Origin of the sequence: Streptomyces sp. NPDC002018 (assembly GCF_042890865.1) — a bacterium.
Classification (GTDB): domain Bacteria; phylum Actinomycetota; class Actinomycetes; order Streptomycetales; family Streptomycetaceae; genus Streptomyces.
Window position 1 is genome coordinate 1 of sequence record NZ_JBIASO010000036.1, and the last position, 19,536, is coordinate 19,536.

Sequence of the window (19,536 nt, forward strand, 5' to 3'; positions counted from 1 at the left end):
CGGTGGAACATGTCCGCCGCCCCTTCCGCTGTGGCGCTCTCTGCGCCGTGACCATGACGCTATGGGCGCCGAGGGCTCGGCACACTGGGCGTACGGCCCGGCCGGGAGGTGGTGCTGGGTACACCGGTGATGCTGGGTACACCCCGCGGGACCGCCGGACCGCGCGACTGCGGGACTGCGGGACTGCGCGACCGCGGGACCGCGGAACCGCGCGACCGGCACCCGGCGCGACCGGCACATGGCGGCACCGGCACCCGCCGGGACCGGCACCCGGCGGGACCGGCACATGGGGGGACCGGCACATGGGGGGACCGGCACATGGGGGGACCGGCACATGGGGGGACCGGCACACCACTTCACCTGTGCGGGGACACGGCCGCCGGAGTTCATGCCTCCGTCACACCAGACCCTTGTCGCCCGCGCGAACCGTCGTTCATGATCTGCGGCATGCCAGCAGACCTCCGCGCGGACCGCGGACCGGGCCCGTCCCTGCCGCGCCGGGTGCGGGTCGGATACGGACTCGGCTCCCTGTGCACCGGCACCTTCGCCACCGTGCCGGGACTGATCCTGCTCTACTACCTCACCAATGTGCTCGCCGTCCCCGCGGCCGTCGCGGGAGCGGCGGTCTTCCTGCCGAAAGCCTGGGACGTCCTGATCAACCCGGTGGTCGGGGCGGTGTCCGACCGCAGCGGGCTGCGCGGCGGACCACGCCGTCCGTTTCTGCTCATCGGCGCCTGCACCCTCCCACCGCTCTTCGCGCTGATCTTCGCCGCGCCGCCACTGCGGGGAGCGGCCGCGGCCGGATATGTGGCGGTGCTGTTCCTGCTGGCCGCCACCGCGTACGCCGTCTTCCAGGTGCCGTACGTGACGATGCCCGCCGAGATGACCGAGGATCCGGCCGAACGCGCACGGGTGCTGGGCTGGCGGGTGGGCTTCCTCGGTGTCGCGATCCTGCTGTCCGGGGCGCTCGCCCCGGCGATCGCCCACGCCGACGGCGACAGCCCGGAGAGCTACCGGACGATGGGGATCGCCGTCGCGGTCCTGCTCGCCCTGGGCATGTTCGGCGCGTGGTTCACCACCCGGTGGGCCCCGGCCGCGGCCCGCAGTGAGGCCGAGCCCTCGCTCCGCGCCCAGTTGGCCGCCGCCCGCTCCCACCGGCCGTTCCTGTTCCTGGCCGGCATGTGGAGCCTCCAGGCCCTCGCCGTCGGCGTGATGCTCGCGGGCGTCCAGTACTTCGCCACGTACACCCTCGGCTCACCGGGCGCCGTCACCCCGCTGTTCGCCTGTCTGATCGGCCCGCTCGTCCTCGTCATGCCGCTGTGGAACCGGCTGGCCCGGCTGCGCGGGGTGAAGGACGCCCAGTGGTGCGCGTCCCTGCTCTTCCTCGCCGGAGCGGTGCTCCTCGCCTTCACCCCGGCGGCCGGACCCGCGCTCGGCTACGGGGCGGTCGTGGTCATCGGAGTCGCCTACGCGGGGCTCCAGTTGCTGCCGCTGACCATGCTCGCGGACACCCTCGCCGCCGACGCCGTCCGCACCGGCAAGCGGCGGGCCGCGACCTTCACCGGGCTGTGGACGGCCGCCGAGACCCTGGCCTTCGCGCTGGGCGCAGGGGTGTTCGCGCTGGTCCTCGCGGTGACGGGGTTCCGCTCCTCCGACGCCGGCCACCGGGTGGACCAGCCCGGGGCCGCCCTGGCCGGCATCACCGCGGGCATGAGCGTACTGCCCGCCGTACTCGCCGCCGTAAGTCTTTTGCTGCTGCACCACTACCGCGAGGACCGAACCGCATCCGCATCCGCACACGCACCCGCATCCGCATCCGCACCCGCATCCGCACCCCCGCAGAGGGAGACCGGCCGTGTCGACTGAACCCATCCGCGCCCTGCCGGCCGGCCGTGCCGCCGCCGAGGTGCTCGCCGAGTTGCGTCTCCTGCGCGAGGCCGACGCGCCCACCCGGGGCGGGCGCACCTTCGCGTACGTCTACGACGCGGGCCTGGACGGCCTCGACGAGCTGGCCGCCTCCGCGTACGCGGCGTACGCGGCCGTCAACGGTCTCGACCCGACCGTCTTCCCCAGCGTGGCACGGCTGGAGAACGACCTGGTGGGCGCGGTCGCGACGCTGCTGGGCGCACCCGGCGCCCAGGGCACGTTCACCAGCGGCGGGACGGAGAGCATCCTGCTCGCCGTCAAGGCGGCCCGGGACCACGCGCGTGCGGTACGAGGGGTCACCGCGCCGCAACTGGTCCTCCCGTCCACCGCCCACGCCGCCTTCCACAAGGCCGCCCACTATCTGGGCCTGGAGACGGTCGTCGTCCCCGTCGACCCGGTCTCCTTCCGCGCCGACGCGGGCGCCGTGGCCGCGGCGCTCACCGACCGCACCGCGCTCGTGGTCGCCTCGGCCCCCTCGTACGCGCACGGAGTGATCGACCCGGTGGCCGAGATCGCCGCGGCCGCTGAACGGCGCGGAGTGCTCTGCCATGTCGACGCCTGCATCGGCGGCTGGCTCCTGCCCTACCTGCGGCGCGCGGGGCGTGAGGTGCGGCCGTTCGACCTGTCGGTCCCCGGGGTCACCTCGCTCTCCGTGGACCTGCACAAATACGCGTACGCCGACAAGGGCGCCTCGGTCGTCCTCTACCGGGACGCCGCACTGCGCCGCCACCAGTACTTCGCCCACGCGGGCTGGCCCGGATACCCGGTCGTCAACCCGACGGTCCAGGGCACCAAGTCCGGCGGTCTGCTGGCCCAGGCGTGGGCGGTCCTCCAGCATGTCGGTGACGACGGCTACACCGCGCTGGCCGGCCGGGTCGCCGCGGCGTCGGACCGGCTGCTGGCGGGCCTGCGCGAGACCGACGGCCTACGGGTACTGGGGGAACCGGCCGCAGGACTCGTCGCGTTCACGGTCGTGGGCGGATCGGCGGACGGTGACGCCGATCTGAGTGACCTGAGTGATCTGAGTGATCTGAGTCTGCTGCTGCACCTCGCGGACGAGATGCGCGACCGTGGCTGGTACCTCCAGCCCCAGCTCTCCTTCGACGGCCTGCCGCCCAGTCTCCATCTCACCCTGACCCCGGCCACCGCCGACCGGGTGGACGCGCTGGTCGAGGACCTCGGGGCCGCGCTCCTGACCGCCCGTACGCTGGCGCCGGTGACCGTGGACCCGGCGCTCGCCGGCCTCGCCGCCGGACTCGACCCGGCGGCGCTCGGCCCGGACGAGATCGCGGCCGTCCTGGCCTTCGCGGGACTGGGCGCCGACGCGGGACTCCCCGGCCGGATGGCCCCCGTCCTGGTGCTGCTCGACGCGCTGCCGGTGCCGCTCAAGGAGCGCCTCCTCACGGAGTTCATCGGCTCCGTGTTCAGCGTCTGACGGTAGGCCGGCAATCGGTAGGCCGGTGATTGATGTCCGTCGATGCGAGGTTGCGCCCTGGATCGAAGAACGTCAACATAGAAGTATGTCGAATCAAGAACGGGTGGTGCTCGGGCGGGAGGAGCGGTTCGGCGCCTGCTGTCCAGGGCCCGTGCCCGCGGCCCCGGGCACCGCGGCCCCGGGCATCGCGCCGCTGGGCACCGCGCCCCTGGACGAGGACCAGTCCGCCGAGCTGGCGAAGATCTTCAAGGCCCTCGGTGACCCGGTCCGTCTGCGGCTGCTGTCGATGATCGCCTCGCGGGCGGGCGGGGAGGTCTGCGTATGCGATCTGACCCCTGCCTTCGACCTGTCCCAGCCGACGATCTCGCACCACCTCAAGCTGCTTCGACAGGCGGGCCTGATCGACTGCGAACGCCGGGGCACATGGGTCTACTACTGGGTGCTTCCCGGCACCCTCGACCGGCTCTCCGCGTTCCTGAGGACCGCGCGGGCGGCAGAGGCGACCGCGTGAGCGCTTCACTGGGACGGCGGGCTCTCGCCGAAGCCGTCGGCTCGGCCGCCCTGGTCGCGGTGGTGGTCGGCTCGGGAATCCAGGCCACCGAGCTGAGCCAGGACGGCGGAGTGCGACTGCTGGCCAACTCACTGGCCACCGTGTTCGGGCTGGGCGTGCTGATCACGCTCCTCGGGCCGGTCTCCGGCGCGCACTTCAACCCGGTCGTCACCCTTGCGGCGTGGTTCGACGGCCGCTCCCGTGGAGACGGCCGCTCCCGTGGCGACGGCCGCTCCCGTGGCGACGGGCTGAGCGGCCGGGACGTCGCCGCGTATCTGTCCGCCCAGAGCGCCGGCGCGATCGGCGGCGCGATCCTGGCCGACGCCATGTTCGCCGAGCCCCTGGTGCGCTGGTCCACGCAGGACCGCACCTCCGGTCACCTGTGGCTGGGCGAGCTGGTCGCGACCGCGGGACTCGTCCTGCTGGTCTTCGGACTCGGCCGGACCGGCCGCTCCCACCTCGCCCCCGTGGCCGTGGCGTCGTACATCGGAGCGGCGTACTGGTTCACGTCCTCCACATCGTTCGCCAACCCGGCCGTCACCGTGGGGCGCGCCGTCACCGACACGTTCGCCGGCATCGCACCCGCCTCGGTCGGCCCGTTCGTCGCGGCCCAGCTCATCGGTGCGGCGCTGGGGCTGGGACTGGTGCGCGCGGTGTTCGGACGCCCGTCGCCCGCGCGTACCGCCGCCGTCCCCCTCCGGGGCGAACCCGCCGCCGTCCCCAGCCAGGGCGAACCCGGAACCGTCCCCCTCCGGGGCGAATCCGAACCGGCCGCCTCCCCGCTCCCCTGACCGCATACGCCCAGAAGGACACCCGCATGACGACCCCTGCCGAGCGCCCGTCCGTACTCTTCGTCTGCGTCCACAACGCCGGCCGCTCCCAGATGGCCGCGGCCTTCCTCACCCACCTCGCGGGCGACCGCGTAGAAGTGCGCTCCGCCGGGTCCGCGCCCGCCGATACGGTCAACCCGGCCGTCGTCGCAGCGATGTCGGAGGCAGGCATCGACATCTCCGCCGAGGTGCCCAAGGTGCTCACCGTCGAGGCCGTCCAGGCGTCCGACGTGGTCATCACGATGGGCTGCGGCGACACATGCCCGGTCTTCCCCGGCAAGCGCTACCTCGACTGGGAGCTCCCCGACCCCGCCGGACAGGGAGCCGGTGCCGTCCGCCCCATCCGCGACGAGATCGAGCGGCGCGTCCGTCAACTGCTCAACGAGATCACACCGCCGCGTGCGGCGTGAGCGCGGCGACCGGAGCGCGCAACACACCTCCCGGCGCGCATCACACCTCTCAGCGTCTCCCGAGCCCAGCGTCTGCCGAGTCCCGGGGTCTGCCGAGCCTTCTTCGGGCGGGCTCCCGAGTCTCAGCCGACCGTGAAGCTGTCCGTGCCGAGGACGTTCAGCAGGGCCAGTTTGTCGTGGCTCTCGGTGCCGGGTGTCGCGGTGAAGATGAGCAGGGACTGCGCCTGGTCGGGGTCCAGCAGGTTCTGGCAGAACAGGTCGATCCGCCCGACCTGAGGGTGGACGAACCGTTTGGCGCTGTTCCAGTGAAGGCCGACCTCCTGCTGGTCCCACAGTGACGCGAACTCCGCGCTGTGGTGCAGCAGGCTCCGCACGAGGCGGGCGGCCTGCGACTGGGGGCCTTCCCTCGTGGTGGCCGCCCGCAGGAGCGAGACGTTCACCCGGCTGTTGGCCTCGTGGTCGTCGGGGAGGTAGCGGCTGCGGGCGCCCGGCTCGGTGAACCAGCGGTAGGGGGCGCTGCGGGCCTCCCCGCTGTAGTGGGTCTGTTCGCCGAGCAGGGCCACGGCGGGTGGTGTCTGGAGCAATGTCTCGCCGAGGGGGCCCATGACCTGTGCCGGAGTGTCCCGCAACCGGTCCAGTACGCGCATCAGCCCGGGGTTGACGTGCTCGCCGCGCAACTGCCGCCGCGGTGTGCGGTGTCCGCACAGCAGGAACAGGTGGTCGCGTTCGTCCGGGGTCAGGCGCAGACCGCGGGCGATGGCCGCGGCCATCTGCTGCGACGGCTGTGGACCGTTCCCCCTCTCCAGACGGGCGAAGTAGTCGGAGGACATGTCGCACAGCTCCGCCACCTCCTCGCGCCGCAGACCGCGGGCGCGCCGGCGCGATCCGCGGCGCAGTCCCACGTCCTCCGGTTGCAGCGCCTCCCGCCGGGCGCGCAGAAAGGCGCCCAACGAGGCGCGGTCCACGGACCGTTCCATGGTGGTCTCCAGGAGATCGGGTACTTCGCGAACGGGGGACATCGCCGTGCGCCCGCAGTGTCGCAGCCGTCGGCGGGCCTTATCCACGGACTGCCGGTCAGTGGTTGAGGGAGTCCTTCCCCGGTGTCGCCGGGTGCGGTGCAGTGGGTACCGCGGGACGGCGCGGTGCCTTCCGCGACGACGTGGGCGTGCGGCGGACGCCGCCGCGCCCAGCGGAGGAGAGGATTCCCATGGCCAAGTGGACAGCCGCCGATCTGCCGGAGATGACCGGCAGGACGGTGCTCATCACCGGGGCCGGCAGCGGGCTCGGGCTGATCACCGCGCGGGAGCTGGCCCGCGCCGGCGCCCGCGTCGTACTGGCGGTGCGTGACACGGAGAAGGGCCGCCTCGCGGTCTCCGGGATGCCCGGCCGGTTCGACGTCCGGCGGCTGGACGTCGCCGACCTGGGGTCGGTACGGCGCTTCGCGCAGGACTGGAGCGGCGCCCTGGACATCCTCATCAACAACGCCGGTGTGATGGACATCCCGGCGGCGCGGACCGCGGACGGTCTGGACGTGCAGACCGCGACGAACTACACCGGCCCGTTCGTCCTGACCAATCTGCTCCTGCCGCACCTGACCGACCGTGTGGTCACGGTCACCAGCCAGTTGCACCGGCAGTCCAAGCTGGACGTGGACGACCTCGACTGGCGCACGCGCGCGTACAACGGGATGCACGCGTACCGGGACTCCAAGCGCGCGACCGTGCTGTTCTCCCTGGAGTTGCAGCGGCGGCTGACCGCGTCGGGCAGCCGGGTGCGGTCGGTGCTCGCCCACCCCGGCATCGCGACGACACAACTGGCCGCCCACTCTCCGGCCAACGCCGTCAACCGCCTTCCCTTCCTGCTCAACGACCCCGAACGCGGAGCCCTGTCCATCCTGTACGCCGCGGCGCAGGACGTGCCCGGCAACGCCTATGTCGGCCCGGACGGGCCCGGCAGCATCAAGGGCCACCCCACCGTGCGCAAGCCGGGCAGGGCCGGCCTGGACGAGGCCACGGCCGGCCGGCTGTGGCAGGCCACCGTCGCGCTGACGGGAGTGGGCCGATGACCTGCCTGGAAGCGGGCCTGCCACGCCGGCATCTCACACAGGGACGGAGCCCCGACCGTCAGCCGGCAGCCACGGTCAACGCCCGGATCCCGCTGTACGGCGAGTAGTTGCCGGCCGCGTCATACGTACGGGCCCGGAACTCGTAGGTGCGCCCGTCGGCGGGCAGCGGGTCGCAGACGGTGGCGGTGGCGGGGTCGAGGCGCGGATCGTACGCCTTGTGCAGGACCACCGACCAGGTGCCCGTCCCGGCCGCGCGGCGTTCGATCTCGAAGCCGGTGAAGTCGCGGATCGGGGACGGCGTGTAGTCGGTCGCGGTGGCCTGGACACCGCCCGCGCAGGAGCGCACGGACAGATCGGGGGCCTCGGCCGGAGCGATGCCGTCGGGGATGGCGAGCCAGAGCTCGTGGGGAGCGGTGGCGTCGAGCCAGTCGGGGTTGTAGGTGGTGGTGCCGCTGTCGTTGGTGACGAGGACGCGGTAGTGGCGGGTCTCACCGTCGGCGGTGACGGGGCCGGTGGTCCAGGTGCTGCCCTTGGTGGTGCCGAGCGGGACCCACTTGTAGGAGCCGTCCACCTTGTCGTTGCTGTGGACCGTGTAGTGGTCGAAGTGCGGCTCGGTATTGAGCGGCCACTTCAGGGTGACCTTGCCGGTCGCCTTGTCGTAGGTGCCGGTCAGGGAGGTCACCACGGGCAGGGGGCGGACGATGGTGTCCGTGCTGCCCGACGAGGTGTTGCCCGCCTTGTCCTTGGCGCGCACCTCGTAGTAGTAGGGCGTGCGGTCGTCGGGGTTGACGAGGGGATCGGTGTAGCTGCGGGCGGTGGTCGTGGTGACCTTCGTCCAGGTGCTGGAGCCGACGGCCCGCCGGTGGAGGGTGTAACTCGCCAGGTCCATCTCCTTGTTGGCGGACCAGGAGACGGTCGTCTTGCGGCTCTTGGTGGCGTAGGCGGTCTTCACACCGGTGGGGGCCAGCGGCTTCGTCTTGTCGTACGTGGCCGAAGTCCGGGGCGTGTACGTGAAGGTGACCTTGGCGGCGCCGGTCCAGTTCACGTGGTCGACGCGCAGGGTGTGCTTGCCGGAGGGCACGGTGAGGTTGACGCCCTTGGAGCGGGCGGTGTCGCCGGTGCCCTTCCACAGGTCGATCTTGCGGACGCCGTCCAGATAGACGCGGATGCCGTCGGTGGCGGAGGCGGTGAACGTGAAGGGGCCGCCGGACCCGAAGTCACGCGTCACCGACCAGCGGACACCGAAGTCGTTCGAGGGCACCCCGGCGACCGGACTGCCGGACCAGCTCTGGCTGATGGCGCTGTCGCAGTCGGTCCGCACGGGGGAGCCGGAGAACGCGGTGTTCTTGTAGAACGTCCGCTTGTAGACATTGGCCGAGCAGGTGACATCGGCGGCCACCGCCTGCGGGGCGGCGGCCAGCAGACCGCCGAGAGCGACGGCGGACAGGGCGCCACCGGCCAGGGCGGCGACGGATCTCTTCTGGTGCACGAGGGCCTTTCACGCTGTGCGGGCAACGAGGTACAGCGTGGAGACTCGCGAGACGGGAGGAAGGTTGCCCGGCTGTTTCCCTCTGCCGGTGGATCGTCGGCCCGAGGCATACCGGCGGTTCGCCGCGGACTACCACGAGGTTCCTCCGAGGAAAACGGGTGCGATCGGCTGTCCGCGGCCGGGCACGATTCACCGATCAGCAAGGCGCCTCTTGGCTGCTTGTTGTCATTCGGTCAAGTCCGCTCACATTTCACGTGACGACTTCTTTTGTTGCCGAAAACATTGCCGAAGCGGTAGGTCACCTCTTGGCCCGAATCGCATTTATCTGCGAGTGCCGCGTTTCGTCGGTGATGCGAGATGATTCGTCCGCTGTTCTGCCGGAAGTAATCACTCGGAGGTGTTGACCAGCGTTATTGTGACCGTGAAGACATGGGTGACGGGAAGTGGTCGGTCGTTTTCGTGGTAGGGTATTGATGAATTCACAGGACGCCACGAAAAAAGGGGAATGGCGTGAACACCGAGAAGGTAACGGCTCGACGTCTTACGGCCGAAGAGGTCTCAGAATTGGGGCTCCAGGACGGCATCTTCGTCTCGGCAGAGATGGATGGCCTTCCTCTCGACTGCTACGCCCCGGCTTTCCTTGCGGAGCCGGGTAAGAATTTCGAGGGAGGGTCCTTCACCGCGAGGACGGTCTTCGGTGAGGAAATCCGTGTTCTCCCGGACAATGCCGAAGAGCGCGGTATCTGGGTCGCCGACGAGGCGGGGGAGGAAATCGAGGTCCTCCAGAGCGCGGGCGTCCTCCTGAACCTCGCCCTCTTCGTGCCCAACGGGAACAAGGAATCTCTGGATTCGCTCTACTCCGCCGCGCGGGACGCGTTCGGCGTGGGGATCGTTCAGCGCTGGAGCGAGGAAGTCGTCGCGGTGCCGGACGTCAAGGTCGACCTGTTCGAGGAGCCGGCCAAGGGGCGGAAGAGCGCGGGTGGCCAGAACCGCGACCGCCGCGCCCTGGACATCTACCCGACCCGCGTGCGGTTCCTGGAGCCCAGCGACGGCTGGAGGTTCATTGTCGAACCGCACAAGGAGGTCGTCGATGAGACACCCACGATCTGAGGATCTGACGATCTGACGGCTGCCTAGGCCCCGTTGCCCGGAAGCCGCGCCGGCAGTGCAAAGCCCCCCTCCCGGTGGTGAGTTCAGGGAGGGGGCGCGGCGATCTGCTGGTGAAGCGGCTGTTGTCAGCGGCTCGGCCAGACGCCCGGCCGGGGTTCTCCCGGCCGGGCGTTCCGCTGCGACCGCGAGCTCCGCATCCAGCGGGATCCTGCCCGGTCCCTGCACCGCCCGGCGCCTGCAAGGCGTGGCCCCGCCCCTGCACCGCCCGGCCCGCGGCCCGCGGCCCATGGCCCGCGGGCCCGGCCCGACTCACCGCCCCATGGCGGCTGCGGGTGGTCGGCTGCCGGCGCGCCCCCACGGAATGACATAGATCACCAAATTGGTCCGTGCGGAGGAAGCAACTATCCCCTTATGGGGCAATTGCCCGCCGAGGGGGAGTGGTGTCCCGCACTCGTGACCTTCCTTATGCGCTTCCGGCGACGGTGTTTCCGGTCATACGATCACCGACGAAGCCCTGCGTGGGTGCTGCCGCAGCCGCTGCCTCAACTCTTTTTCGAACCCGCTTTTCGGACCCGCGAAGGACTCCGTTGAAGATTCGCCGCATTCTTGCCACGGCCGTCGTGGCCGCCGTGACGACCCCCGTCATCCTGCTCTCCGTCACCCCCGCGCTCGCCGACGCCAAGCCGTCCGCCGCCTCGCAAGCGCAGCAGCAGGGCGAGCGGGACAAGCCTTCCATCGAGGAACTCGAGAAGGCCGCCGAGAAGGCACAGAAGGCGTACGACGACGCCGTGGCCGCGGGCAAGGCCGCGCGGGTCGTCCTCGAAGCCGCCCTCTCCGATGACGCGCCCCTCGCCGTCGCCGCGAAGAGCGCCAGGAAGGAGGCGGCCGACGCCGCCACCGTCCAGCAGAACGCCGACCAGGCGCTCACCGACGCCAAGGCCGTACTCGCCGCGCTGCCCGAGACCGCCACCGTCGAGGAGAAGGCGGCCGCGGAGAAGGCCGTTGCCGACGCCGAGACCGCCGCCCTGTCCGCACAGGACGCCAAGGCCGCCGCCGACGAGAAGGCCGCGACGGCCGGCCGGGCCGCCGACGACGCGCGCGTCGCCGCCGTTCGTGAGTACTCCAAGGTCCAGGACGCTACGAAGGCCGCCCTCGAAGCGAAGGAGGCCGCCGACCAGGCGCTCGCCGACGCCAGGGACGAGGCGGAGCCGGACGAGCCGGAGTGCGTCTTCGAGGGCAAGCTCAGCACGGTCGTCACCGGCCTGCCGTCCAAGATCGTCGCGGGCTCGACGACCGACTTCTCCCTCCGCGTGACCAACGGGACGGGCAAGACGCTGGACGAGGTCTCCCCGTACGTCTACTTCCACGCGACGGACAAGAGCGGCTACCACGTCATCGACGACGCCTTCCACCTGCAGTGGTCGACCGCCGCCGCCCCGGCCTGGAAGAACGTGGAAGCGGGCGGTCGCGTCGGCGCCATCAGTCCGCTGAAGGCCGGCGCCCGTGCCGATGTGAAGCTGCGCCTGAAGGTCGACGCCAAGGCCCCGGCCGGGGACGGCCTCGCCTTCGTCGCCGGTGACTACATCAACGACGACGAGTCCTGTGGCGGCAACCTCCCCACCGAGTACGCCTTCGAGCTCCTCGCCGCCGGCAGCGCCGCCGATGACGCCGACGACGCCGAACCCGGCAAGACCACGCCGCAGACCCCGGACACCAGGCCGCAGGGCGCCACGTCCACCACCCCCGTGAACTCCGGCGACCCCGCCGTCACCGGCTCCCTCGCCAGCACCGGCTCCCCCTCGGCCCTCCCGCGGTTCGCCGGCGCGGCCGGCGCTGCGGTGGCCCTCGGCGCCGTCGCGGTCTTCGTCGGCCGCCGCCAGAAGGCCACCACTGCCTCCTGACCACCCGCGACGACCTTCTGACGTGGCCTCACCAGCCGCGCCACAGGAAAGGGCGCCCCCATCCCCGGAGGCGCCCTTTCCGGCTGTACGGACAGAACCACGGCGCACCCCCACGGGGGGCCGGGCGGCTGGAGGCGTTGAGCGACACGGCTCGGGCCACAGGCGGGGAAGAGCGACAGACGGTCCCGGGGCATCGGGCGGAACGGTCGAAGCGCCTGCGGGCGCCGACGCGCGATCCGCTCCGCGCTCACGGGCGCGTGGCTGACCGGAGGACGTGGCAGCGGCGGCCTGTGCTACTTCGTTCGGCCGACAGCGGTCGCTGGTGGTCATCAGTCGCGATGTCATGACAGTGCGACCCGTGCTCGGAGCGGATGTGCGGCGGGTTTCGCACCTCAGAGAGGCGAACCCGGGCAGGTCGGCCTCGGAAGACGGAGACAGCGATGGAGTGCAACCGGGGAGATCGTGCGCGGTGCGAAGGTGGGGGGAATCACGGTGCCCAGGGCGTCGGTCGGACGATCGCAGCACACGTACGGCTACGCGGCGGCGTGACCCACGGCGGGACCCACGGCCTGACCCACGGCGGGACCCACGGCCTGACCCGCGACCTGACCCACGGCCTGACCCACGGCCTGACCCCGTTCCGCCTCCGGGCAGGCAGTTCGCCGCCGCGGACCGCCGCCGACCTGGCGCGATGACGGACGCTCCGCCTCCGGTTCCCGGCCCTCCTCGTGGAACCGAGCCTCCAGCAGACCCGGACGGCGACACGGAGCGGCGCCGCCGCAGGTGGGACAGAGGGAGGCAATATGCTGCACTACCGATGCAATTGAACGGAGTTGGCGATGGCGCGTTCCTGGCTGAACGTGTTGGCACAGGTGGTGCCCGTTCCGCTCGGGTTACTGCTCAGCGGTGCTCTGGTCTGGGGTGCCACCAACGCCGACTGGAGCGGTACCAGCAGCAACAGCGGCAACACCTGGACCGCCGGCTCGGCGGGGCTGGCCAATGACAGCAAGGTGCCCATGTTCGACATCGACAACATGCGACCCGGCGACACGGGCTCCAACTGCATCAGGGTCAAGTCGAACGCCGAGTTCCCCACCGCGCTCAAGCTGTACAGCAACTCACCGAACTGGCCCAGTAACTTCCAGTCCTTCGTCAACCTCAAGATCGAGGTGGGCAGCGGCGGCGCCTCCGGAAACTGCAACGGCTTCACGCCGCACAAGACGGCGTTCGACGGCACCCTGGACCAGTTTATCGCCCTGCACACCGACTACCGCACCGGCGTGGGTCCCTGGACGCTGTCCGACAAGTCCCACAACTCCAGGAGCTTCCGCTTCGCGTGGAGGTTCAGCTCCAGCGCGCCCAACGGCTCGCAAGGGGCGAACACCAACGAGGCGACCTTCACCTGGGAAGCGCGGGAACGCGAGTGACCCTCCCCCGTGAGCTGGCCGCCGGCGCGCTCCACCACCCCACGCCCAGGGGCGCCCCGCACCCGCTCCGTGTGGTCACCTCGGTCACCTCACGTACCCTGCTCGGCTCGATGCTCGGGCTGCTGGTGTGGGCGCACTTGCCCGTGCTGGCGCTGGGCTGGACGGCGGGGGTGGTGCAGTCCGGCTCCATGCGTCCCGCCCTCACGCCGGGCGATGTCGTTCTCTACCAGCCCCCACCGCGCGACCGCACACCCGCGGTGGGCCACATCGTGCTGGTCCAGGATCCCACCCGACCCGGCCGTCTGCTCACCCATCGGGTCTACCAGGTACTTCCCAACAACGACCTGATCACCAAAGGCGACGCCAACTCCACACCGGACTCGACCCCGGTACGGCCCGCGGCACTCCAGGGCGTCGCACGACTGCGCGTGCCCTGGATCGGCCTGCCGGTCCAGCTCTGGCGCGCCAGGCAGCCCGTGCCCGCGGCGGTCGTGCTGCTCGGACTTGGCATTCTGCTCGCGCTCGCCGCTCTGCCACTGCGCAGCCGCAGCCCACACACGTAGCCCGGTGGCTTCCTGAACGACGTGTGACATCACACGGGGCGCGGCCAACGCCCCCGCCGGTGCCTTTCTAGGCCCCTGCGCTCCCTCGGCTGTCGCGGGATTCCCCCGTTTGTCGCCGGCCCCCTGCGTGTTCGTCCGTGATCGGTAACAGGGGGGTCTTGTACGGGCGTTCGTATGTCTTCATGGGTGCACGGCATCGGCGGAGACGGCAAAGGGGCGGGCGGACATGGCAAGGCACAAGGGAAGGGGATGGCACGGCCGGCTTCTCGCGGCGGCGCTCGGGGTGACGGCGATGGCCGCTGCCACCTCGGTGTGGACCGCGCAGGCCGACTCCGTCGGAGAGCGCCGGCCGCAAGCGCGGGTATCGGCGCCGGACGCCCGGGCCGAGGACCGGACCGTGGCCAAGGTGGCGGCGGACATCGCACACGCCTCGGACCGCGGCGCCCGTGGCGTCAACATCACCATCGACGACGGACCGGACCCGGCCTGGACGCCACAGGTGCTGCGACTGCTGAAGGACAGCGGTGCGAAGGCCACGTTCTGCATGGTGGGCACGCAGGCACAGGCGTACCCGGACCTGGTCAAGGCGGTCGTGGCGGCCGGGCACCGGCTGTGCAACCACACGGTCTCGCACGACACCACCATGGACACCCAGTCCGAGGCCTACCAGTCCCAGCAGATCCTGGATGCCGAGCGCATGATCACCAAGGCGTCCGGAGGCGTCCGGCCGCAGTATTACCGGGCCCCGGGCGGTGCTTTCACCCCGTACAGCCGACAGCTCGCCGCGTCCCGGGGGATGCGGCCGCTGGGCTGGAACGTCGACTCCAGAGACTTCGAGCGTCCCGGCGTGGACACCATGGTCGCCACCGTCAAGCGGGAGATCGCCGACGGGCCGACCGTCCTCTTCCACGACGCGGGAGGGGATCGCTCCCAGACCGTGGCCGCTCTGCGCGAGGTGCTGCCCTGGCTGGAGCGGCAGGGGTACTCCTTCGGCTTCCCCGTGCGGTGAGCGAGCCGCGCCCGCAGACAGTCGGATGACCCGGGACGTCCGGATCCGGGACGTCCGGACCCGGGACGTCCGGACCTGGGACGTCCGGACCCGGGCCCCCGGCGGCGGCAGACGGATGTGAGGCAGGAGCGCTCGTCATCGGTGGCGTCCAGCGCCTGAGGGGGCACGTCCGTGGGCCCGGTGGCCCGGCTCACGGACGTGCCCCCTGCCGGTCAGGTGGGGATGGGGGTGGTCTGGGTGCAGTTCTTCCATTCGATCCAGGGGCGGGCGCCGCCGCTCTTGGGGCCGGTGGCGTAGGTGGGGTCGCCGGTGATGGTCTGTGTCTTGCTCTCGTGGGTGATGTCGATGCCGAAGAGCTTGAAGCCGAGGCTGACCTGTCCCGCGGAGATGCCGAAGCCGATGCCGAGTGAGGCGTTCCACCAGTCGGTGTTGGCCTTGTAGTCGAGGCGGGTGAGCTTGCCCTTGTCGTGCAGCAGGCGCTCGATCGGCCCCGCGTCGTCGCTCAGCGCCTCGGCGGCGTCCGACGGGGTGGGCAGCGGGTTGCTGGCGGGGGCGTCGCCGCGTCCGCGCAGCCAGTCCTCGACGGCGGTGCTGTCGGCGTCGTTGTCGAGGGTGACCTCGGCCGACTCGGTGTGGATCTGCGACTCGATGGTTCCGCCGCCGCCACCGACGTCGATCGTCACGGGCCCGGCGTTGGCTCCCGCGCCGGTCTGGATGCCGGGGCCGTCCCCGGCCTCCTGGCTGGTGGTGATCGTCAGCTTCTGCGGGTGGTGCGGGTCGCCGTTCTCCTCCTCCTGGTCGTAGGCCGCCGCGTCGTAGGTGACCGCCACCTGCTGCATCCTGCTGCCCTTGGCCTGTGCCACCCCGCCGGCCATGCCGCTCACGGTGAAGGTGTAGACGAACGTGATCTTGCCCGCGTCCGGGCCGGTCTTGGCGCGCATGACCACCACGTCCTCGGTCATCGAACCCGAGAGTCCCTCGAAGGAGATGTTGCCCAGGTCCTTGGGGCCGTCGGCGCCCTTGCCGTCCTTACCGCCCTGGGTGTCCTTGCCGCTCTTTCCGTTGCCCTTGAAGGTCTTGCCGAAGCTCACTCCGCCGGCCGCCTCGGTGGAGGTCTTGGTGATGTCGACGTCCGGCGCCAGCTCCGGTTCGAGATCGGGTTTCTTGGAGGCCGCGTCCTGGGTGCAAGCCCCCATCGCCGCACCGGGGTTGTAGCCGCTCTGGTAACGGCAGCCCTCGTTCGCCCTGAGGTACGCGGCGAACTTCTGCGCGTCCGCGAGGTTGGCCTCCAGGTCCGCCTGGGGATCGCCGCTCTTGTTCCCGTTGAACAGCCACTGCCCGCCGCTGCCGCTGCCCGACATATAACTGCCGCTCAGCGAGGCGCTGCCGCCCCAGTCCTTCAGGCCGGGAATGCCCGCGGAGATGCTGGCCGTGACCCCGCCCCCGGTCTCACTCACCCGCTCCAGGGTGACCGTACCGTCGGACCACTGCTGGAGCTTGACCGTCTCCGAGGCGCTGATCTTGATGAAGGCCACCTGGATGACGACGGTGTCCTTGGTCTGGTCCTGGGACAGCAGACACTTCGCGGGCTCGAACGGGTCGCCGTTGGGAACGAAGGGATCGCCGGGATCCCCGCCTCCGCCGTCATCTCCGTCGCCGCCGTCGCCGTCCCCGTCCCCGTCGCCCGCGTAGTCGCCCGAGGAGCACGCTTCGGCACCGCTCAGCGGGTGAAGTATTCGGCATACGGCGCTTTTCAGCCCGGTCGCCTCGTCCGTCGGCACGCTCAGGCCGACGATCGCGGCCACGACCAGGGACACCACCCCGACCATCGCGGCGTACTCGGCCCCGCTCTGCCCTCTGTCTCCGAGCCCGCCCAGGGCCTCTGGGGCCTCTCGGGCCTCTCGTTCGGATCGTGCCGGGCTCAGCCGGATCCAGGGGAAAGACCCCAGGCGTCGGCGATTCCGCTCATTGTTGTGCTCATGCCATAACTGGAACCTGTCGGAGCCTTTCATCTGTTCTCCTCGCCGGCGTCACCACCCGTTCCCCCAAGTGACAGCAGCCTAAGGATGGGCCTGGGCCCAAACGCAGGGCCCGGGGGCCCAGTCGAGGACCCAGCCGCCGACGGGCGTGGCCGACCTGGTATCCGGGTATCCGGCATTCCCGGCCCGCGACCGACACATTCCCCACATCCCCGCCTGGCCAGAGGCCTCATGGATCACCCGCGAAGTGCGCGGCCGATGCGCTCCCCGTGATCCCCGTTCCCCTGATCACCGGAATGTCGGGCTCCGTGCCATGGGCCCTAAGCTGTCCCACCCGCCGTTGTGGGCGGGTCGGAAACGAAGGGGTCGCGGGTGAGACTGGGCGTCGGCTTGGCGGACGAGGAGACGGCGGAGGGCGAGCTGCGGTCACTGCACACCTGGCTGCTCGCGGAGCCCGCGGCCCGTCGCCACGCGCGCCTCGTACTCGACACGGCACGGTCGCCCCGGGCGGGAGCCCAGGGGGATGTGATCGACCTGATCTCGCTGGTGGTGAGCAGCGGCTTCAGTGCCGCCTCGCTCGCCCTGTCCCTGGTCGCCTGGCGCGCGACACGGCCAGGGCAGCCGGTCGTCACGGTGGAACGCCCCGACGGCGTCAGGGTCACCATCTCCGACTCCTCGCCCGATGAGACGCGGCGCCTGCTGGAGTCCCTGACCGACGGCGGGACCGACGGTCGAGACGACCGGACCGGCAGTCAGGACGACTGGACCGGCAGTCGGGACGACCGGACGGGCAGTCAGGACGACTGGACGGGCAGGCAGAACGACCGGACGGGCAGGCGGGACGGCCGGACCGACGGGCAAGGGGACGGGCGTGGCGAACCCACCTGACCCCGCGACCTCGCGCGCGGTGCTCATAGGAGTCGGTGCCTTCGAGACGCTCCACGATCTGCCCGCCGTCGCGAGCGGGGTGAAGACCCTCGCGGATCTCTTCGCGCAGCAGAACATCTGGGGGCTTCCCCCGGAGAACTGCCATCTGGTGCTCGATCCACAGACGCCGCGCCAGCTCTCCAAGTCCGTGGCGGAGGCGGCGGAAGCCGCCAAGGACACCCTGCTGGTGTACTACGCGGGGCACGGGCTCATCGAACCGAGGACGGGCCAACTGCACCTGGCCGTCGGGGACAGCGACCGGATGTCCGTGCACGACACGGCAGTCCCCTACGAATGGATCCGCCGGTCGATCGAGCACAGCCCCGCCGCCCGGCGGATCGTCATCGCCGACTGCTGCTACAGCGCGCGCACTTTCGGCGCCCAGTCCGCCGGGGCCGAACTGGAGGTCGAGGGCACCTATCTGCTGGCCGCCGCCGCCGAGAACGCGGTCGCGGTGTCCCCGCCCGGCGAGCGGTTCACCGCGTTCACGGGCGAACTGATCAGACTGATCAAGGACGGTGTCCTGGAGGGTGATGAATTCCTCGATCTGGACACGATCTACCAGCGGCTGCGGGTGGAACTCGGTCTGAAGGCCCTGCCCCAGCCGCACCGGCTCTGCCGTGACAGCCTGGGCAAGGCACCCTTCCTCCGCAACACGGCTTTCCGGCCCGTGGCCGTGACCTCGCAGCGCGGCTGGGACAACTGGACCGCGGCGCAGGCGACCGCCGGGGGCCACACCGAGTCGACCGCCACCGAGTCGGAACCGTACGTCCGTCTCGCCACCCTCCGGAGCCTGCTCGACCAGCTCATCAGTCAGGTGTCGCCCGCGCGGAGCCTGGCCGACACCCTTCAGTCCGTCGCCGACGGCGTGGTCGCGGGACTCGGGTACGAACTCGCCGCCGTCAATCTGGTGCGTCCGGACGGTGACCTCGTGGTCGCCGCCTTCTCCGGCAGCTCTGCCGCCGAGGCCCTGATCACCGGCAGAGTGGGCTCGCGTGCCTCCTGGGACCGACGCCTCACCATGGGTGAGACATGGGGCTCCCTCCGCTATATCCCGCACACCGAGGGCTGGGTCCTCGACAACGACGACGTACCGCAATGGCACACCGAGGGACCGGCACCCCAGTTCGAGGACGAATGGCACCCCGCCGACCGGCTGTTCGCACCGATGTACCTGCCGAGAGAGGGTGAGGGAGAGCTCCTCGGCGTCATATCGGTCGACCGGCCGCGCAACGGGCGCCGCCCCGGGGCATGGGGCCAGGAGGCACTTCAGGTCTACGCGGCCCACGCGGCGGTCGCCATCAGCAACGCCCGGCTGCGCGGGAACATGCAGCGCGCCCTGGTGCGCGTGGAGCGGGAGCAGCAGGCGCTGCGCGCGAGTGAGGAGTCGTTCAGGCAGGCGTTCGAGTACGCGCCGAGCGGCATGGCCGTCGCCGAGATGGGGGGCGATCGGCACGGCCGGATCGTGCGGGCCAATGACGCGCTGTGCCGGCTGCTCGGCCGGCCCGCGTCCGTGATGCGCCGGTACTCATTCTCCGATCTCGTGCACCCCGAGGACATCGGGACCCTGCTCCGCACCTCGGCCGAGGGCGGCCGCGCCGAACTGCGCCTCGGGCGGCGCGACGGCTCGTTCGTCCGGGTGTCCATGCGCAACTCCGTTGTCGCGGACGTGGAGGACGGGCCCCGCTATCTGCTGACCCATGTCGAGGACATCGAGGACCGCAGGGGCGCCGGCGGCACCGGGTCAGCCTCGTAAGAGGACGGAGCGTCCGGCGCGCACCTCCTGTGTGAGTGCTGTTTGCCCGTTGTACGCCTTTTCCCTGTCTGATGGCGCACGGTCGTGAACGCGACGGGCGTCGTCCCGTGCGTCCACCGCCGTCTCGCTCCGCACGCTCCGGTGTTCGGTCAGACAACG

The 19,536-nt window shown here is 71.0% G+C and carries 15 protein-coding genes and 2 pseudogenes; 14 read left to right on the top strand and 3 right to left on the bottom strand.

Going from position 1 to position 19,536, the window contains the following annotated elements; genetic code table 11:
- Positions 1 to 447: 447 nt before the first annotated feature.
- The 5 genes from ACFYYH_RS33270 to ACFYYH_RS33290 all read left to right on the top strand — a co-directional run bounded on the left by ACFYYH_RS33270 (position 448) and on the right by ACFYYH_RS33290 (position 5,151).
- Positions 448 to 1,866, top strand: a complete 1,419-nt coding sequence (locus ACFYYH_RS33270) for an MFS transporter (protein ID WP_388559263.1) — start codon at positions 448 to 450, stop codon at positions 1,864 to 1,866.
- Entirely contained in the window at positions 1,856 to 3,361 is a 1,506-nt protein-coding gene (locus ACFYYH_RS33275) for a pyridoxal phosphate-dependent decarboxylase family protein (protein ID WP_388559266.1), read from the top strand. The genes ACFYYH_RS33270 and ACFYYH_RS33275 overlap by 11 nt, the downstream gene beginning before the upstream one ends.
- Positions 3,362 to 3,446: 85 nt before the next feature.
- Positions 3,447 to 3,872, top strand: a complete 426-nt coding sequence (locus ACFYYH_RS33280) for an ArsR/SmtB family transcription factor (RefSeq protein ID WP_388559269.1) — start codon at positions 3,447 to 3,449, stop codon at positions 3,870 to 3,872.
- Positions 3,869 to 4,702, top strand: coding sequence for an aquaporin (locus ACFYYH_RS33285; RefSeq protein WP_388559272.1), 834 nt, complete (start codon positions 3,869 to 3,871; stop codon positions 4,700 to 4,702). Before ACFYYH_RS33280 ends, ACFYYH_RS33285 begins: the two co-directional genes overlap by 4 nt.
- A gap of 26 nt (positions 4,703 to 4,728) precedes the next feature.
- On the top strand, positions 4,729 to 5,151 hold the full coding sequence (locus ACFYYH_RS33290) for an arsenate reductase ArsC (protein ID WP_388559275.1): 423 nt from the start codon (positions 4,729 to 4,731) through the stop codon (positions 5,149 to 5,151).
- Positions 5,152 to 5,273: 122 nt separating this feature from the next.
- Here ACFYYH_RS33290 and ACFYYH_RS33295 read toward each other — a convergent pair whose 3' ends face one another.
- Positions 5,274 to 6,128: a helix-turn-helix transcriptional regulator gene (locus ACFYYH_RS33295; RefSeq protein ID WP_388559277.1), complete on the bottom strand. Its 855-nt coding sequence runs from the start codon at positions 6,126 to 6,128 to the stop codon at positions 5,274 to 5,276.
- Positions 6,129 to 6,358: 230 nt separating this feature from the next.
- Between ACFYYH_RS33295 and ACFYYH_RS33300 the strand changes: the two genes are divergently transcribed.
- Positions 6,359 to 7,216 carry an SDR family NAD(P)-dependent oxidoreductase gene (locus tag ACFYYH_RS33300; RefSeq protein WP_388559280.1) on the top strand — a complete coding sequence of 286 codons (858 nt, stop codon included), beginning with the start codon at positions 6,359 to 6,361 and terminating at the stop codon, positions 7,214 to 7,216.
- A gap of 58 nt (positions 7,217 to 7,274) precedes the next feature.
- Here ACFYYH_RS33300 and ACFYYH_RS33305 read toward each other — a convergent pair whose 3' ends face one another.
- Entirely contained in the window at positions 7,275 to 8,705 is a 1,431-nt protein-coding gene (locus ACFYYH_RS33305; protein ID WP_388559283.1) for a PA14 domain-containing protein, read from the bottom strand.
- A gap of 510 nt (positions 8,706 to 9,215) precedes the next feature.
- On the opposite strand from ACFYYH_RS33305, the gene ACFYYH_RS33310 reads away from it, so the two are divergent.
- The 5 genes from ACFYYH_RS33310 (at position 9,216) to ACFYYH_RS33330 (ending at position 14,715) form a co-directional block, all read left to right on the top strand.
- A complete protein-coding gene (locus tag ACFYYH_RS33310) occupies positions 9,216 to 9,815 on the top strand; it encodes a hypothetical protein (RefSeq protein WP_388559286.1) in 600 nt (199 codons plus the stop codon).
- 587 nt (positions 9,816 to 10,402) lie between these two features.
- Positions 10,403 to 11,716 carry a peptidase gene (locus tag ACFYYH_RS33315; RefSeq protein WP_388559288.1) on the top strand — a complete coding sequence of 438 codons (1,314 nt, stop codon included), beginning with the start codon at positions 10,403 to 10,405 and terminating at the stop codon, positions 11,714 to 11,716.
- Positions 11,717 to 12,555: 839 nt separating this feature from the next.
- Positions 12,556 to 13,143: a hypothetical protein gene (locus ACFYYH_RS33320; protein ID WP_388559290.1), complete on the top strand. Its 588-nt coding sequence runs from the start codon at positions 12,556 to 12,558 to the stop codon at positions 13,141 to 13,143.
- A complete protein-coding gene (locus ACFYYH_RS33325; protein WP_388559293.1) occupies positions 13,140 to 13,706 on the top strand; it encodes a signal peptidase I in 567 nt (188 codons plus the stop codon). Before ACFYYH_RS33320 ends, ACFYYH_RS33325 begins: the two co-directional genes overlap by 4 nt.
- A 226-nt stretch (positions 13,707 to 13,932) precedes the next feature.
- A complete protein-coding gene (locus tag ACFYYH_RS33330) occupies positions 13,933 to 14,715 on the top strand; it encodes a polysaccharide deacetylase family protein (RefSeq protein WP_388559295.1) in 783 nt (260 codons plus the stop codon).
- Between the two features lie 212 nt (positions 14,716 to 14,927).
- On the opposite strand, the gene ACFYYH_RS33335 is transcribed toward ACFYYH_RS33330, so the two are convergent.
- Complete coding sequence (locus tag ACFYYH_RS33335) at positions 14,928 to 16,532, bottom strand: hypothetical protein (protein ID WP_388559298.1); 1,605 nt, start codon at positions 16,530 to 16,532, stop codon at positions 14,928 to 14,930.
- A 534-nt stretch (positions 16,533 to 17,066) separates the two neighbouring features.
- Here ACFYYH_RS33335 and ACFYYH_RS33340 point away from each other — a divergent pair.
- The 3 genes and pseudogenes from ACFYYH_RS33340 to cdgB all read left to right on the top strand — a co-directional run.
- Positions 17,067 to 17,582 carry a hypothetical protein gene (locus tag ACFYYH_RS33340; protein WP_388559301.1) on the top strand — a complete coding sequence of 172 codons (516 nt, stop codon included), beginning with the start codon at positions 17,067 to 17,069 and terminating at the stop codon, positions 17,580 to 17,582.
- A 19-nt stretch (positions 17,583 to 17,601) separates the two neighbouring features.
- Positions 17,602 to 18,192: pseudogene (locus ACFYYH_RS33345) on the top strand (caspase domain-containing protein); the annotation flags it as partial.
- Positions 18,193 to 18,414: 222 nt separating this feature from the next.
- Positions 18,415 to 19,347, top strand: a pseudogene (gene cdgB, locus ACFYYH_RS33350) (diguanylate cyclase CdgB); the annotation flags it as partial.
- Between the last annotated feature and the right edge of the window lie 189 nt (positions 19,348 to 19,536).